The sequence below is a fragment of the Gemmatimonadaceae bacterium genome, assembly GCA_035533755.1.
GTDB lineage: Bacteria > Gemmatimonadota > Gemmatimonadetes > Gemmatimonadales > Gemmatimonadaceae > JAGWRI01.
The window spans coordinates 123,242-138,623 of the sequence record DATLTC010000060.1; the positions used below are offsets into that span (position 1 = coordinate 123,242).

The 15,382-nt window shown below is 70.0% G+C and carries 13 protein-coding genes; 10 read left to right on the forward strand and 3 right to left on the reverse strand.

Translation table 11 applies throughout. The features are described from left to right. Positions 1–12: 12 nt before the first annotated feature. The 4 genes from metH (at position 13) to VNE60_09420 (ending at position 7,192) form a co-directional block, all read left to right on the forward strand. Positions 13–3,534 (forward strand): methionine synthase, encoded by a 3,522-nt coding sequence (metH, locus tag VNE60_09405; protein HVB31726.1) that lies wholly within the window; start codon positions 13–15, stop codon positions 3,532–3,534. Beyond that, positions 3,531–5,420: a bifunctional homocysteine S-methyltransferase/methylenetetrahydrofolate reductase gene (locus tag VNE60_09410; protein HVB31727.1), complete on the forward strand. Its 1,890-nt coding sequence runs from the start codon at positions 3,531–3,533 to the stop codon at positions 5,418–5,420. Before metH ends, VNE60_09410 begins: the two co-directional genes overlap by 4 nt. Positions 5,421–5,630: 210 nt before the next feature. Beyond that, positions 5,631–5,921: a hypothetical protein gene (locus VNE60_09415; GenBank protein HVB31728.1), complete on the forward strand. Its 291-nt coding sequence runs from the start codon at positions 5,631–5,633 to the stop codon at positions 5,919–5,921. A 104-nt stretch (positions 5,922–6,025) separates the two neighbouring features. Beyond that, positions 6,026–7,192, forward strand: coding sequence for an acyl-CoA dehydrogenase family protein (locus tag VNE60_09420; protein ID HVB31729.1), 1,167 nt, complete (start codon positions 6,026–6,028; stop codon positions 7,190–7,192). 10 nt (positions 7,193–7,202) lie between these two features. On the opposite strand, the gene VNE60_09425 is transcribed toward VNE60_09420, so the two are convergent. Then, a complete protein-coding gene (locus VNE60_09425) occupies positions 7,203–8,963 on the reverse strand; it encodes an AMP-binding protein (protein HVB31730.1) in 1,761 nt (586 codons plus the stop codon). Between the two features lie 48 nt (positions 8,964–9,011). On the opposite strand from VNE60_09425, the gene VNE60_09430 reads away from it, so the two are divergent. Next, complete coding sequence (locus VNE60_09430; protein HVB31731.1) at positions 9,012–9,620, forward strand: lysophospholipid acyltransferase family protein; 609 nt, start codon at positions 9,012–9,014, stop codon at positions 9,618–9,620. 33 nt (positions 9,621–9,653) lie between these two features. Continuing rightward, positions 9,654–9,896 carry a hypothetical protein gene (locus VNE60_09435; GenBank protein ID HVB31732.1) on the forward strand — a complete coding sequence of 81 codons (243 nt, stop codon included), beginning with the start codon at positions 9,654–9,656 and terminating at the stop codon, positions 9,894–9,896. On the opposite strand, the gene VNE60_09440 is transcribed toward VNE60_09435, so the two are convergent. After that, entirely contained in the window at positions 9,873–10,817 is a 945-nt protein-coding gene (locus VNE60_09440; GenBank protein HVB31733.1) for a hypothetical protein, read from the reverse strand. The two genes, VNE60_09435 and VNE60_09440, sit on opposite strands and share 24 nt — an antisense overlap. A 288-nt stretch (positions 10,818–11,105) precedes the next feature. On the opposite strand from VNE60_09440, the gene VNE60_09445 reads away from it, so the two are divergent. Continuing rightward, positions 11,106–12,533: a carboxypeptidase regulatory-like domain-containing protein gene (locus tag VNE60_09445; GenBank protein ID HVB31734.1), complete on the forward strand. Its 1,428-nt coding sequence runs from the start codon at positions 11,106–11,108 to the stop codon at positions 12,531–12,533. Beyond that, on the forward strand, positions 12,534–12,926 hold the full coding sequence (locus VNE60_09450; GenBank protein ID HVB31735.1) for a YbjQ family protein: 393 nt from the start codon (positions 12,534–12,536) through the stop codon (positions 12,924–12,926). On the opposite strand, the gene VNE60_09455 is transcribed toward VNE60_09450, so the two are convergent. Beyond that, on the reverse strand, positions 12,923–13,876 hold the full coding sequence (locus VNE60_09455) for a threonine/serine dehydratase (GenBank protein ID HVB31736.1): 954 nt from the start codon (positions 13,874–13,876) through the stop codon (positions 12,923–12,925). The genes VNE60_09450 and VNE60_09455 overlap by 4 nt on opposite strands. Before the next feature lie 113 nt (positions 13,877–13,989). On the opposite strand from VNE60_09455, the gene VNE60_09460 reads away from it, so the two are divergent. After that, positions 13,990–14,304, forward strand: a complete 315-nt coding sequence (locus tag VNE60_09460) for a hypothetical protein (protein ID HVB31737.1) — start codon at positions 13,990–13,992, stop codon at positions 14,302–14,304. Then, positions 14,301–15,368 carry a hypothetical protein gene (locus VNE60_09465; GenBank protein HVB31738.1) on the forward strand — a complete coding sequence of 356 codons (1,068 nt, stop codon included), beginning with the start codon at positions 14,301–14,303 and terminating at the stop codon, positions 15,366–15,368. The genes VNE60_09460 and VNE60_09465 overlap by 4 nt, the downstream gene beginning before the upstream one ends. Positions 15,369–15,382: the final 14 nt, after the last annotated feature.

Below are 15,382 nucleotides of genomic sequence, written 5' to 3' on the forward strand. Positions count from 1 at the left end.
CCACCACTCGCGATGCCCAGCACCTTGCCCCCGGGCCAGTACCTCGCTGAACTGTCACGTCGCGTCCTCGTCTTCGATGGCGCGATGGGCACCAATATCCAGCGCTACCATCTCACGGCGGAAGACTTCGGCGGAACGCGCCTCGAAGGCTGCAACGATCACCTCGTGCTCACCCGCCCCGACGTGATCCGGGAAATCCACGAATCGTTCCTCGCCGTGGGCTGCGACGTCGTGGAAACCTGCACCTTCCAGTCCACCCCCCGCCGCCTGCGCGAGTGGGGAATCGAGCCCGAGACGCACGCGCTGAACGTGGCCGCGGCACGCCTCGCCCGCGCCGCGTGCGACCGCTATTCCACCCCCGGCAACCCTCGCTTTGTGGCCGGGTCGATCGGCCCCACCGGCATGCTCCCGTCGAGCAGCGACCCGACCCTCTCCAACGTCACGTTCGCCGAGCTGGCCGAGAACTACCATGCCCAGGCCAGGGCCCTCGTCGAGGGCGGCGTCGATCTCCTCCTCGTCGAGACGGCCCAGGACATCCTCGAGGTCAAGGCGGCCATGGCCGGCTTCGAGCGGCTGTTCGCCGAGCTCGGCTACCGCGTGCCCGTGCAGACGCAGATCACGCTCGACGTCAGCGGCCGCATGCTCCTCGGCACCGACGTCGCCAGCGCGCTCACCACGCTGGAATCGCTGCGCGTGGACGTGATCGGCCTCAATTGCTCCACGGGCCCCGAGCACATGCGCGAGCCCATCCGGTACCTCGCCGAGAACGCTACGCGCCCGGTGTCGTGCATCCCCAACGCCGGCCTGCCGCTCAACACCGGCACCGGCGACGCCGTGTATCCGCTCCAACCGGAGCCGATGGCCGCCATGCTCGGCGAATTCGTGGAGCAGTTCGGCGTGCGGATCGTGGGCGGCTGCTGCGGCACCACCCCCGAGCACCTCGACGCGATCGTCCGCGCCGTGCGCGCCACCCACCGCGCCGCCTCGCCGTGGGAATCGCGGATCGCCCACGTGCCGCGCGTGTCGTCGGCCATGCGCGCCACGACGCTCGAACAGCAGCCGCCGCCGCTGCTCATCGGCGAGCGCGTCAATGCCCAGGGCTCGCGCAAGGTCAAGCAGCTGCTGCTGGCCGACGACTATGAAGGCATCGTCGAGGTCGCGCGCCAGCAGCAGGAAGCCGGCGCCCACGTGCTCGACGTCTGCGTGGCCGTCACCGAACGCGCCGACGAAGCCGAACAGATGGCCACGCTCGTCAAGCTCCTCTCGATGAGCGTCGAACTGCCGCTGATGATCGACTCCACCGAGCCGGCGGTGATCGAAGCGGCCCTCCAGCACGTGCCCGGCCGCGCCATCGTCAACTCCATCAACATGGAGAACGGCCGCGCGCGCATCGACGCCGTGGTGCCGATCGCGCGCCGCCACGGCGCCGCGCTGGTCGCGCTCACGATCGACGAAGCGGGCATGGCCAAGACGCGCGAGCGCAAGCTCGAGGTGGCGCGCCGGATCTACGACATCGTCGTCGACGAGTACGGCCTCGCCCCGGAAGACCTGATCTACGACGCCCTCACCTTCACGCTCGCCACCGGCGACGCCGAGTGGATCGACTCCGCCTGGGAAACACTCGAAGGCATCCGGCTCATCAAGCGCGAGCTGCCCGGCGTGTACACCTCGCTCGGCGTGTCGAACGTGAGCTTCGGGCTGGCGCCGGCGGCGCGCGCCGTGCTCAACTCCGTGTTCCTGCACCACGGCGTGGAAGCGGGACTCGACATGGCGATCGTGAACCCGGCCCACATCGTCCCCTACGCCGAGATCTCCGATACGGTGCGCGCGCTGGCCGACGACCTCGTGTTCAATCGGAATCCGGACGCGCTGCAGCACTTCATCGATCACTTCAGCGCCGGCGCCGCCGGGCCGGCCACCGCCTCCGGCGCGCCGATCGCCGACCCGACCTCGGCCATGACGCCGGACGAGAAGGCGCGGTGGATGGTGGTCCACCGCAAGAAGGACGGCATCGAAGCCGTGCTCGACGCCGCTGGCGTGCGCACCAACCCGGTGCGCGTGCTCAACGACGTGCTCCTGCCCGCCATGAAGGAGGTGGGCGACCGGTTCGGCGCCGGGGACCTCATCCTGCCGTTCGTGCTCCAGTCGGCCGAGGTGATGAAGAAGGCGGTCAAGCACCTCGAGCAGTTCCTCGAGAAAGCCGAGGGCTACACCAAGGGACGCGTCGTTCTCGCCACCGTGTACGGCGACGTCCATGACATCGGCAAGTCGCTCGTCAACACGATCCTCTCCAACAACGGCTATACCGTGTTCGACCTCGGCAAGCAGGTGCCCGTGAACACGATCCTCGAGAAGGCGCAGGAGGTGAACGCCGACGCCATCGGCCTCTCGGCATTGCTCGTCTCCACCTCCAAGCAGATGCCGTTGTGCGTGCAGGAGCTGGACAAGCGCGGCATGCGCATTCCGGTGCTCATCGGCGGCGCGGCGATCAACCGCCGGTTCGGCCGCCGCGCCATGTTCGTGGACGGCGAACGCGCGTACGAGCCCGGCGTGTTCTACTGCAAGGACGCGTTCGAGGGGCTGGAGACGATGGAGGCGCTGCAGAACCCCGACCGGCGCGCCGCCGTCACCCGCCAGCTGCACGACGACGCGCGCAACGACGTCTTCCTCCACTCCGCGGCCGGCAAGGACATCCGCGCCGGTACCGACGACGAGCGGCGCAGCGGCGTCCGCGCCGATCACCCGGTGCCCGCCGCGCCCTTCTACGGCCCCCGCGCCCTGCGCGACATCCCCCTCGACGAGGTGTTCGAACTGCTCGACCTCGACGAGCTCTACCGCCTGCAGTGGGGCGCCCGCGGCTCGGGCGACGAGTTCGACCGCCTGGTGCGCGAGGAATTCGAGCCCACGCTGGCCCGCCTCAAGGACCGCGCGCGCCACGAGGGCTGGCTCACCCCCCAGGCCGTGTACGGGTACTTCCCCGCGCAATCCCGCGGCAACGCCCTGGTGGTGTACGACCCCGATGCCTATGCGCGCGACGGCACGGCCGCGGAGATCGCCCGCTTCACCTTCCCGCGCCAGGACGGGCGCGAGCGGCTCTGCCTCGCCGACTATTTCCGCTCGGTGGAATCGGGCGACATGGACGTCGTGGCGCTGCAGGTGGTCACCGTGGGCGACGCCGCGTCACGCGAGTTCGACCGCCTGCAGCAGGCCGCCGAATACACCGAAGCGTACTACCTCCACGGACTCGCCGTGGAGACCGCCGAAGCCGTGGCCGAATGGCTCCACCGCCGCACCCGCCACGAACTCGGCATTCCCGGCGGACGCGGCAAGCGCTACTCGTGGGGCTACGGCGCCTGTCCCGATCTCGACGATCACGCCGTGGTGTTCAGACTCCTGCCCGCGGAGCGCGACCTGGGCATGACGCTCACCACGTCCTACCAGCTCGTTCCCGAGCAGAGCACGGCGGCCCTCATCGTGCACCACCCCGAGGCCAAGTACTACGCCGTGCGCACCGCCGCCGGAGCTGCCACATGAGCACGCCCAACTCGCTGCAACGCTTTCTCGACCCGGCGCGCATCATCGTGTTCGACGGCGCCATGGGCACCATGCTCTACGCGCGCGGCGTGTTCATCAACCAGTGCTACGACGAGCTCAACACGCGCGCCCCCGAGTTGGTGCGCGCCGTGCACCAGGAATACGTCCGCGCCGGCGCCGAGGTGCTCGAGACCAACAGCTTCGGCGCCAACCGCGTCAAGCTCGCCCAGCACGGCCTCGAGGCCCAGGTGCACGAGCTCAACCGCGCCGCCGCCCAGATCGCCCGCGAAGTGGCGGGCAACCACGACGTGCTCGTGGCCGGCGCCGTGGGGCCGCTGGGCGTCCGGCTCGAACCGTTCGGCCCCACCAGCCTCGACCAGGCGCGCGCCCATTTCCGCGAGCAGATGGAAGGGCTGCGCGACGGCGGCGCCGAGCTGTTCATCCTCGAGACCTTCTCCGACCTCCACGAGATCGAACAGGCCATTCGCGCCGCGCGTCAGGTGGACCCCACGATGCCGGTGGTGGCGCAGATGACGATCGGCGTCGATGGGCTCACCCCCTACGGCGCCACGCCCGAAGACGTCGCCCGCGCGCTCGATGCATGGGGCGCCGACGTCATCGGCCTCAACTGCTCCGTGGGACCGCAGACCATCCTCGAAGCCATCGAGCGCATGGCCCCCGTCACGCAACGCAAGCTCAGCGCCCAGCCCAACGCCGGCATGCCCCGCGATGTCGGCGGGCGCAGCATGTACATGGCCAGCCCGGAATACATGGCCACCTACGCGCGGCATCTCGTGCAGGCGGGCGCCAAGATCGTCGGCGGCTGCTGCGGCACCACGCCGGCCCACATCCACGCCATCGCCGAAGGCGTCCGCCCGCTCGCGCCCCGCCTGGCGGACGCGCGCGCCCGATCCGAATCGCTCGACACCGCCCACGCCGTCGCGACGCCGCAACTCCCCGCCGTCGTCCCCCTGGCCGAGCGGTCGCGCTGGGGCGCGAAGATCGCCGCCCGCGAGTTCGTCACGTCCGTGGAGATCGTCCCCCCCCGCGGCGTGGACGCCACCACCATGCTGGCCGACGTGCGCCGCCTCCACGCGGCCGGCATCGACGCCGTCAACGTGCCCGACGGACCTCGCGCCCAGAGCCGCATGGGCGCGCTCATGACGAGCGTGCTCATCCAGCAGCAGGTGGGCATCGAGACCGTCACCCACTACGCGTGCCGCGACCGCAACCTGCTCGGCATGCTCTCCGACCTGCTCGGCGCCGCCGCCATCGGACTCCACAACCTGCTGCTCGTGACCGGCGACCCGCCCAAGATGGGGCCCTACCCCGATGCCACCGCCGTCTTCGACATCGATTCGATCGGGCTCACCAACCTCGTCCACAACCTCAACCGCGGTCTCGACCCCGGCGGCAATCCGATCGGGAAGCCCACGCGGTTCGTGATCGGCGTGGGAGTCAACCCGGCCGCGGTCGATCTCGAACACGAGGTGAAGCGATTCGAATGGAAGGTGGATGCGGGCGCCGAGTACGCCATCACGCAGCCCGTGTTCGATGTGGAGCAGTTGGAGCGCTTCCTCGCGCGCATCGCTCACGTCCGCATTCCCGTCATCGCCGGCATCTGGCCGCTGGTCTCGGTGCGCAACGCCGAATTCCTGGCCAATGAAGTGCCCGGCGTGAGCGTGCCCGACGCCGTGATCACCCGGATGCGCCGGGCCAACGAACGGTCGCGCGATCACGCCGTGGCCGAGGGCCTGGCAATCGCCCGCGAGATGCTCGACCGCGTGCGGGACACCCTCCAGGGGGCCCAGGTCTCGGCCCCGTTCGGCAAGGTGGACCTCGCGCTCGACGTCTTCGGCCGACGTGAGGCGCCCGGGGGCCTCTAACGGCCGGCGCCCGGGCAGTCGGATCGGCGCCGGACATCCCGCCCCAGGGTTGCCTGAATCTCCTTGGCACGTCATTACTTATGCAGGGAATTCGCGGTAGGGTCGCCCAGACGATGCCGTCTTGCGACATTTTCTAATATTGTCGACAACCCGCCCCCCCGTTCGATTGGCTCCCGCGATCGGCGCGGCCGGCAGGCAGGCCCCCACGACATGGAGTTCCGACCACAACGTCCAGAGAATCCCCCGTCCGGCGGTCTTCGCGATCCCGGCGCGCGATTGCTCGTGGATGCCGATCGGATCGAGTGGGAAGTGTACGACGAGAGCCAGTGGGACTTCCGGATGGCGCTCGACTGGGACGTCCTGCCGCAGACCGAGAATCCGGGGCTGATCTTCACGTCGAGGATCGACCGCCGCCGGATCTGGCCCGCCCCGCCAGGCTGGCGCGCCATGTCCGACGACGACCTGCTGGCGCTCTGCACTCGCGCCCGGTCGATGTTCTAGCCGCCCCGCCGGCAGCGAGCCTGCCATTGGCCGGTCCAGGCCCTGCACTTTCTTTATATTCTCGGGACTCGCTGCGCATCCGCACACCTCCACCACGCGTCCCCATGCCTGCCGACCGCTCCGCGGCCCGCCCGCCGCTCACCACCCTCTCCGACGACGAGATCATGTTCCGCGACGCGGTCGCGGCCATGGCCGAGGAGATGGTTCGCCCCCGGGTCCAGGAGATGGAGCGCGCGGGGCGCATCGACCCCGAACTCACCAAGGCCTTCGCCGACATGGGCCTGATGGGCATCGAGGTCGCCGAGGACTACGGCGGCTCGGCCGGATCGCTGATGATGGTCACCCTCGCCGTCGAGGAGATCAGCAAGATCGACGCGTCGGCCGCCATCCAGGTCGACGTCCAGAACACGCTGGTCAACTATCCCATCCGCACCTACGGCAGCGACCACATCAAGGCCACCTACCTGCCCCGCCTCACCGGCGGGACGCCCGGCGCCTACGCGCTGTCCGAACCGGGCTCGGGGTCGGACGCGTTCGGGATGACCACGCGGGCCGAACAGCAGGGCGACCGCTGGATCCTCAACGGACGAAAGATGTGGATCACCAATGGCGCCGAGGCGCAGATCTACGTGATCTTCGCCAACGCCAATCCGGCCGCCGGCTACAAGGGAATCACCGCCTTCGTCGTCGAACGCGGATTCCCGGGATTCAGCGTCGGCAAGAAGGAAGACAAGATGGGCATCCGCGCGTCGAGCACCACGGAGCTGATCCTCGACGGCGTTCAAGTGCCGGCGCAGAACGTCCTCGGACCCGTGGGCCAGGGCTACAAGGTGGCCATCGAGACGCTCAACGAGGGACGCATCGGCATCGGAGCGCAGATGATCGGCGTGGCGCAGGGCGCGCTGCGGGCCGCCACCGAGTACGTCAAGGAGCGCAAGCAGTTCGGCAAGGCGCTGGCCGACTTCCAGGGCGTCCAGTTCCAACTCGCCCAGGCGCGCACCGAAGTCGAGGCGGCGCGACTCATGGTGTACAACGCGGCGCGCCTCAAGGACGCCGGCCACGACATCGTGATGGAAGGCGCCATGGCCAAGCTGTATGCCTCGCAGGTGTGCGAGCGCGTGACGTCGATCTCGCTGGAGCTGTTCGGCGGCTACGGCTACACCAAGGACTTCCCGGCCGAGAAGTTCTATCGCGACGCGAAGATCGGCGCGATCTACGAAGGCACGTCCAACATGCAGCTCCAGACGATCGCCAAGCAGATGCTCCGCTGACGCCGCGGCGTCACCCGAACAGCCGCTCGATCTCCCGCGCGTATTTCTCGGCCACCGCGCGGCGGCGCACCTTGAGCGAGGGCGTCAGCTCCCCGCCCTCGACCGTGAACTCTCCGGCGATGATCTCGAACCGCTTCACCGCCTGCACCCGCGCCAGCCGCGCGTTCACGGCGTCGATGTGCCGCTGCAGATACGCCCGGAACTTCTCGCACTGCGCGGCGCTCGCCGGATCGCGGGCCGGACTCCCCGCCGCCTGCGCGTCCACCGGCAGCCGAGCCGGATCGAGCGTGAGCAGCACGCCCAGATAGCGCCGCCGGTCGCCGATCACCACCGCCTGGCTCACCACCGGAATCGATTTCAGGTATCCCTCCACGAGTTGCGGCGCCACGTTCTCGCCCCCCGCCGTGATGATGAGATCCTTCTTGCGATCGGTGATCTGCAGGAACCCGTCCGCATCCAGGTCGCCGATGTCGCCCGAGTGCAGCCAACCCTCGGCATCCAGCGCGTCGACCGTGCCCGCCGGATCCTTGTAGTACCCCTTGAACACGTGGCGGCCGCGCATGCAGATCTCGCCGTCCTCGGCCACCTTGAGTTCGGCGCCGGGAAACACGAACCCGGCCTTCCCCGTGCGCACCTGGCCCGGCGTGCTGATCGTCGCCGGCCCGGTGCACTCGCTCATCCCATACACCTCGCAGATCGGCAGCCCCAGCGACAGGAAGAAGTCGAGCGTCGACCGCGCGATCGGAGCCGCCGACGTCACGAGCACACGCGCCCGGTCGAACCCCAGCCGCTTGCGCACCGTCCGGAATACGAGCGCGTCGGCGAGCGGATACAGGAGCGGCCGCCGCCGCCCCTGTTGCGCCGCGTAGCCGCCCGCGATCCCCACGCCGCGCGCCCACGCGATCAGCTGCTTGCGCAGCGGCGAGTTCTCGGCGCCCGCCGCCTCCATGCGCTCCTGGATCTTCTCCCACACCCGCGGCACCCCGAGAAAGAAGTCGGGCCGAACTTCCCGCAGGTTGTCGCCCAACCGCTCCATGCTCTCGGCAAACCACGTGCATCCACCGAACACCACCGGCCCGAACAACGACACGATCTGCTCGGCGATGTGACTCAGCGGCAGATAGCTCAGAATGTTGTCGCCGGGCCGCAGCCCGAGGGCGCGGATGCCCGTATCCGCCGTCCACACGACGTTGTCGTGGGTGAGCATCACCGCCTTCGGCACGCCCGTCGTCCCCGACGTGTAGATGAGCGTGGCCACGTCGTCCGCCGACTGCGCCGCCAGGCGCTGCTCCAGCGCCGACTCGGCCACCAGCGCGCCGCGGCGGAGCAGGTCCGGCCACGCGATCACGCCGGCTGCGGCCGGCTCGCCATGCATCTGCACGATGGCCCGCAGCTGCGGCAGGGCGTCGCTCACCGACAGGAACTTGGCCAGCTGCTCGGCGTTCTCCACCACGGCCACCTGCGCTTCGCAGTGGCGCGCCACGTATTCGCACTGCTCCGCCGTGCAGGTGGCGTAGATGCCGCTGGGCAGCGCGCCCGCGTGGATCGCGGCGAGATCGGCCACGAGCCACTCCGGGCAGTTGGCGCCGATGATCGCCACGCCCTTGCCCGGCTCCACCCCCAACGCCAGAAACCCGCGCGCGGCAAGGTGCACCTGCTGCCGGTAGCCGCTCCACGTGAGCGACTCCCAGCGTCCGTCTTCCTTCCAGCACAGCGCCGGCAGGTCCGCGTGGTCGCGGGCGGTTCGGTCGAGGGCGTCGGAGATTCGCACGGCGATATTATGGCGCACCTCGGGTTCCCTCGATAGCTTGCCCGCCAGATGCCACCTCGCGCCAGCATCCCCAAGCTGGGTGACGCCCTCCCGGCCAGCGGCGGCCCCTTGACCCGCGCCCTCGGGCGGTGGGGCCTCGCCCGCCTCCGGTGGCATATCGACGGCGCGCTACCGAACATCCCCCAAGCGGTGGTGATCGTGGCCCCGCACACCTCCAATTGGGACTTCGTGATCGGGATCGCCGCCAAGTTCGCGCTCGGGCTCCGCGCGGCATGGCTCGGCAAGCACACCCTGTTCCGGCCCCCGTTCGGCGGCCTCATGCGCTGGCTGGGCGGCATTCCGGTGGACCGCACCAAGCCCCAGGACATGGTGGCCCAATCGGTGAGCCGGTTCGCCGAGCAGGAACGGTTGCTCCTGGCGGTCTCTCCCGAGGGCACCAGGAAAGCGGTGCCGCGATGGAAGTCCGGGTTCTACCACATCGCCCGCGGCGCCGGCGTGCCGATCATCCCGGTCGCGTTCGATTGGACCCGCCATGCGCTGGCCATCGGCCCCGCGTACACTACCACCGGCGACATCGACGCCGACCTCGACGCGCTCGCGGCATTCTTCGCATCGGCGCGTGGGCGCCGCGGCGAGTTGACACCACCGCCGCGGTAGCCGGCCCGCTCCCCCTTCCGGATTGTCCAACTGATGCGCACGCAATCGCCCGCCACGCGCGCCCTGGCCCAGCTGGTCGGCGCCATCGTCGTCCTCGACGCGATCGCCGTGGCGGTGCTCAAGGCATCGCACCTCGAGCAGCGCGGCGGCCACGCCCTCTACGTGTTCGTGGTGGGGTGGACGCTCGTGAGCGCGCTCGTGGCCGCCTGGGGCCTCTGGCGCGTCAAAGCGGCGCGCCGCGCGCGACGCGGTTCAGGCGCCCCGCGTGACGATTAGCTTGAGCGGCGGCTGCTCCGCCACGTAGTCGGCGTACTCCGGCACGATCGTGTGCCGCAGGGCGTGCACCACCTCGGTGGCGAACGTGCGGCCCGCGCTGCGATCGATCTCCTCGAGCGCGTTCCATGGCGCGAACGCCGGGCGCGTCTCGGTGGGCGTGAGCAGCGTCTCGTAGGCGTCGGCCACGGCCAGGATCTTCACCGCCATCGGGATGCGCAGCGCGTCGATGGGCCAGTCGTCGCCGATCAGCTCGTGGTACCGGCCATACGACGTCACCGTGTCCAGCGCGGCGCGCATCGACGCCGCCACCGGCACCTCGCGAATCTCCCGCGGGAAGTCCGCGAACATCCGGGCAACGCGCGGATCCTGTGGGCCCATCTCGTGCAGCAACCCCGCCACCCGCAGCTCCTCGAGCTGGTCGGCCGTCATCGCCAGCTTGCGCCCGATGGCCACCGACCGCTCCGCCACTCGATAGCTGTGGCCCCGGCGGTAGCGGTCGGCCGAGTCGAGGTGGAATGTGAGCAACTCCAGCAGCGCGAAATACGTCCGCTTCACGTCGTCGGCCCGCTCCGTGTGCTGCTCGGACAGCGTGCCCACCGAGTAGCCCGTGAGGATGAGGAATCCGCCCCAGGGCACCAGGAACGTCAGCGTCACCGCGCTGATGCCGGCGACGCCGCCCAGCCCGGTGACGGCCTGGAAGAACGTCACCAGCAACACCGTCAACACCGCCGCCCACACCGCGCTCCGGCGCCCCGACAGGAATCCTGCCGCGATGATCGGCAGGTAGTAGAAGCTCAGGAACGCGAGCTTGTAATCCACCACGAAGTTGATGAGCAGCAACGACGCGACCAGCACCACGACGAGCGTTTGCTCGAAGTGCTCGTACAGCGCCCGCTTCACCCGGTCCGCTAGATCTTGCACCGTCCACCTTCTCCGAATTCGATCCCGGATCGGCGCATCCGCCGGCGTCGGTGGATTCCGCTCGTCAAGCACAGGCAGCTCCTTCTTGAGTCGAAGAGGCTAGTACGGACGAAGTGTCATATAGACCGGAAATGCCCGCAAGGTCGTGACTGTCTAGAGTACGCCCTAGAAACTCGACACCGTCGGGCATCTTGTCCGATACGTCCGGCGTTCCATGCACTCGGCACCTCGAAACCGCAATTTTGGCTTCGACTGGAGCCTTACCGCCGTCCGGTAGTAGTATTGGGAATGCGTACCGATGTGACCCTGCGCGCCGCCTTCGTCGCGGCGCTCCTCGCAGTGGGAGCCCCGCTCCCCCTCGTCGCCCAACAGCCCGCCAGACCCGCCGCCATCAGCGGCATCGCCTATGACAGCGTGAGGGGCCGCCCCATGAGCGGCGCCCAGATCGCCATGCGCGGAACGGCGATGATCACCGTGGCCGGCCCCGACGGCAGCTTCCATTTCGACAGCGTCCCGCCGGGCAAGTATCAGCTGATCGCCGCCCACCCGATTCTCGACTCCATCGGCGTCCAGCTCGTGACTCCGGTGATCACGATCGCAGCCGGCGAGCAGAAGACGCTCAACATCACCACGCCGTCGCCGGCCAGCCTCGTCAAGATGCTCTGTCCCGCCGCCTGGCTCACCCGCGGACCGTCGGCGCTGTTCGGCCGCGTCCGCAATGCCGATACCGAAGAGCCCATGCCCAAGGCGCAGGTTTCCATCGTCTGGTCGGAGTTCGACCTCTCGGGGCTGCGCAAGATTCCGCGACTGCGCGAGGCCGTCACCGGACCCGACGGCACGTACCGCATCTGCGGCCTGCCGGCCACGTTCAATGGCAAGGTCCAGGCCACCTTCGGCGGCGTGAAGAGCGGCGACGTGCCGGTGACCTTCGACAAGGATCTGCTCGAGCTCCGCAGCATGAGCATCGCCGCAGCCGCTCCGGCCACCGTCGCCGCCGGCGACACCAACCATCAGCCGCCCCGCCCCGCCATGAACGCGCAGCTCGTCGGGCGCGTGCTCAACGGATCGGGCAAGCCGGTGCACGGCGCCCGCGTGCAGCTCGAGGGCACGCTCCACTCGGTGAACACCGGCCCCGACGGCAGCTTCAAGCTCGACAGCCTGCCCTCCGGCTCGCAGGTGGTGCGCGCCATGCTCATCGGCTACACCCCCACCGAGAAAGCCGTCGAGCTGTCCAGCATCGCCCCGGCCTCGGTCAGCCTCGAACTCGACAACTCGGTCATGGTGCTCCCCACGGTCACCACCGAGGTCCAGCGCATCAGCGGCCTCGATGCCGTGGGATTCACCGAGCGCCGGAAGTCCGGGTTCGGCTACTTCATGGACGAGAAGGCGATCGACAACCGGCAGGCTCCCAAGTTCACCGACCTCCTGCGGACGGTGCCGGGCCTCAGCGTCACCACGTCGGGCTACGACACGTACATCACCGACACCCGGTCGCCCGGCGGCGGGGGATGCGTGGACTACGTGGTCGACGGCTCCCCCTGGAGTTCGATGAGCCCCGGCGACGTCAACGGGTTCCTCACCCCCGACCAGGTCGGCGCCATCGAGGTGTACCACGGCTCCGAGACCCCGGCCCAGTTCCAGATCGCCGGCCAGACCGGCTGCGCCACGATCGTCGCCTGGACCAAATGGTGGCTGCAGCGCCACACCAAGAAATAAATGACCTCCATTCCGCGACCGCCGGCGCCCGCCGGCCCCGAGTTCCTCACCACCACGGCCAACGATCTCGCGGGCTACGACGTGGTGCGCACGTTCGGCGTCGTGCGCGGCATCGTCGTGCGCTCGCGTTCCGTGGTCGGCACGATCGGCGCCAAGTTCCAGACGCTGCTGGGCGGCAACATCTCGCTGCTCACCGACCTCTGCGAGCGCGCGCGCGCCGACGCCTTCGCCAACGCGGTGGACCACGCCTCCCAACTCGGCGCCAATGCCATGCTCGCCGTGCGCTACGACGCCACCGAGATCATGTCCGGCGTGTCGGAAGTGCTCTGCTACGGCACCGCGGTGCGCGTGGCGCCGCGCATGCGCGGCGGGGTCGATCCGGCGGACCGCTAGATCAGTTCCTTGAGGCGCGCCAGGTCCACGTTGCCTCCGCTCACCACGCTCACCACCCGCGCGCCCGGCGCCATCGGCAGCCGCCCACACAGCAGCGCCGCCGTGGCGGCGGCCCCGGCCGGTTCGGCCATCAGCTTGGCCGAGGACAGGATCACCGCCATCGCCTCCGCGATCTCGGCGTCGGTCACCAGCACCACGTCGTCCACGTAGCGCTGCGCCACCGAGAGCGGCAGCTCCGTGGTCATCGGCGCGGCCAACCCGTCGGCGATCGTTTGCGGCGCGTCGATCGGCGTCACCACGCCGGCGTCGAGGCTTCGCCGGAGCGCCGCCGCGCCCACCGGCTCCACGCCGAACACGCGCACCCCGGGCTTGGTCTCCTTGACGGCCACCGCGATGCCGGCCAGCAGTCCGCCGCCACCCACCGGGACCACGATCGCTTCCACGTCGGGCGCGTCTTCGAGAATCTCCAGCCCTACGGTGCCGGCGCCCGCCACCACCCGCGGGTCATCGAACGGATGCACGAACACGTAGCCGTGCGTTTCGGCCAACTCGCGCGCCTTGTCGAACATCGCCGAGCCCCACTGGTACTGCACCACCTCGGCGCCGTACCCGCGCGTGGCGTCGAGCTTGGCCTGCGACGCCGCGCTCGGCATGACCACGGTGCATTTGACGCCCGCCGCCCGCGCCGCCCACGCCAGCGCCTGCGCGTGGTTTCCGGCCGACACCGCCACCACGCCCCGCCCCCGCTCGGCCGCGGTCAGCAGACTCACCGCGTTCAGCGCTCCGCGCACCTTGAACGACCCCGTCTTCTGCAGGAGCTCGCACTTGAGCGACAGCCGCACGCCCCCCGGCACGCGCGCGCCGATGCGCTCGGCGCTCAGCGTGGGCGTGCGATGGACGCGTCCCGCGATCCGTTCGCGGGCGGCAACAATGTCGGCAATGGTGAGCATCGGCGGTCGGGTGGGAGCGTCTCACGGTAGCGGGTGCCCCGCGTGGGCCGCAACCGCGCTTGCCCCAACCGCTCCGGGCTCGGAGATTTCGGCCACCCCGAGGCCCCCCGTCCATGTCCCGCCTGAGCAACCCCGGCTGCATGCTGCGCACCGTGAGCGCGCTGTTCGGCACCATCTTTCTCCCGGTGGGCGTCTCATTCCTGTTCGTCCTTCGCCACGCCCACTGGATGGAGGGCTGCGGCGCCATCGTCGCGTCGCTCGGTTTCTTGTACGTGGCCTGGCGCGCCGACGACATTCTCGGCATCGACGACATCCCGGTCCTGCCCGACCTCCTGCCCCGGTACGACCTGCCACTTCCCCCGGGCGATCCGGCGGCGGACATTCCCGCGTCCGATTCGCCTCCCGACCGCCAGGAGCCCACCCCGTGACCTCCGCCCGTTCCCTCGGCGCCCTGTCGCGCCACGCCGCCGCCGCCGCGGCCCTGCTCGTCGCCGCGCCCGCGGCGGCACAGTGGCAGCTCGTTCCGGCGCCCACGCGCGCCGAATTCCGCGGGCTCAGCCTGGCGGGCGATGGCACGGCATGGGCCAGCGGCACGCACGGCACGGTGGCGCGCAGCACCGACGGCGGCGCGTCATGGACCGTCGATTCCGTGCCGGGCGCCAACACGCTCGACCTGCGGTCCATCGTCGGCCTCTCCGCCCAAGTGGCGGTGGCGGCCAGCGCCGGGCCCGCCGAGAGCGGTCAGGCGCGGATCTTCCGCACCACCGACGGCGGAAAAACCTGGACCACCACCTACACCACCGATCGCAAGGGCGTCTTCCTCGACGCACTCGCGTTCTGGGACGCGCAGCACGGCATCGCGCTCAGCGATCCGGTGGACGGCGCGCTCTTCCTCCTCGTCACCGACGACGGCGGGCAGACGTGGACGCGCGTGCCGCCGGGCGCGCTTCCGCCCACGTTGAGCGGCGAGGGCGCCTTCGCCGCCAGCAACACCAGCATCGCCCTGTGGGGATCGCGCGACGCCTGGATCGGTACCGGCGGCGCCGCCGCGGCGCGCGTGTTCCACTCCTCCGACCGCGGTCGCACCTGGAGCGTGAGCGATACGCCGGTGCACGTCGGCGGCAGCGCATCGGGCATTTTCGCCGTGGCGTTCAGCGACGCCCTGCACGGCGTCGCGGTGGGCGGCGAATACACCAGACCCCACGCGCCGACCGTGAACGTGGCGCTCACCGAAGACGGCGGGCGCATCTGGCGCGCGGCCAGGGGACCGCTCGCACCCGCCTATCTATCCGGCGTGTCGTACGCGGGCAACGCGGGCACGATGGTTGCAGTGGGGCTCGCCGGCACCGTCGTGTCGCGCGACGGCGGCGAATCGTGGATCTCCACCGACACGCTGCCCCTCAATGTCGTGCGATTCGGCGGCGGCGTGGGACTTGCCGCGGGGCCGCGCGGCCGGCTGGCGCGATGGACCGGGGCCCCGGGCCGGCGCTGAGGCCGGTCAGCGCT

Excerpts from the sequence above, each read along its gene's own strand:
- metH (HVB31726.1), top strand. The coding sequence starts at position 13 with ATGCCCAGCACCTTGCCCCCGGGCCAGTACCTCGCTGAACTGTCACGT.
- VNE60_09410 (HVB31727.1), top strand. The coding sequence starts at position 3,531 with ATGAGCACGCCCAACTCGCTGCAACGCTTTCTCGACCCGGCGCGCATC.
- VNE60_09415 (HVB31728.1), top strand. The coding sequence starts at position 5,631 with ATGGAGTTCCGACCACAACGTCCAGAGAATCCCCCGTCCGGCGGTCTT.
- VNE60_09420 (HVB31729.1), top strand. The coding sequence starts at position 6,026 with ATGCCTGCCGACCGCTCCGCGGCCCGCCCGCCGCTCACCACCCTCTCC.
- VNE60_09430 (HVB31731.1), top strand. The coding sequence starts at position 9,012 with ATGCCACCTCGCGCCAGCATCCCCAAGCTGGGTGACGCCCTCCCGGCC.
- VNE60_09435 (HVB31732.1), top strand. The coding sequence starts at position 9,654 with ATGCGCACGCAATCGCCCGCCACGCGCGCCCTGGCCCAGCTGGTCGGC.
- VNE60_09445 (HVB31734.1), top strand. The coding sequence starts at position 11,106 with ATGCGTACCGATGTGACCCTGCGCGCCGCCTTCGTCGCGGCGCTCCTC.
- VNE60_09450 (HVB31735.1), top strand. The coding sequence starts at position 12,534 with ATGACCTCCATTCCGCGACCGCCGGCGCCCGCCGGCCCCGAGTTCCTC.
- VNE60_09455 (HVB31736.1), bottom strand. The coding sequence starts at position 13,876 with ATGCTCACCATTGCCGACATTGTTGCCGCCCGCGAACGGATCGCGGGA.
- VNE60_09460 (HVB31737.1), top strand. The coding sequence starts at position 13,990 with ATGTCCCGCCTGAGCAACCCCGGCTGCATGCTGCGCACCGTGAGCGCG.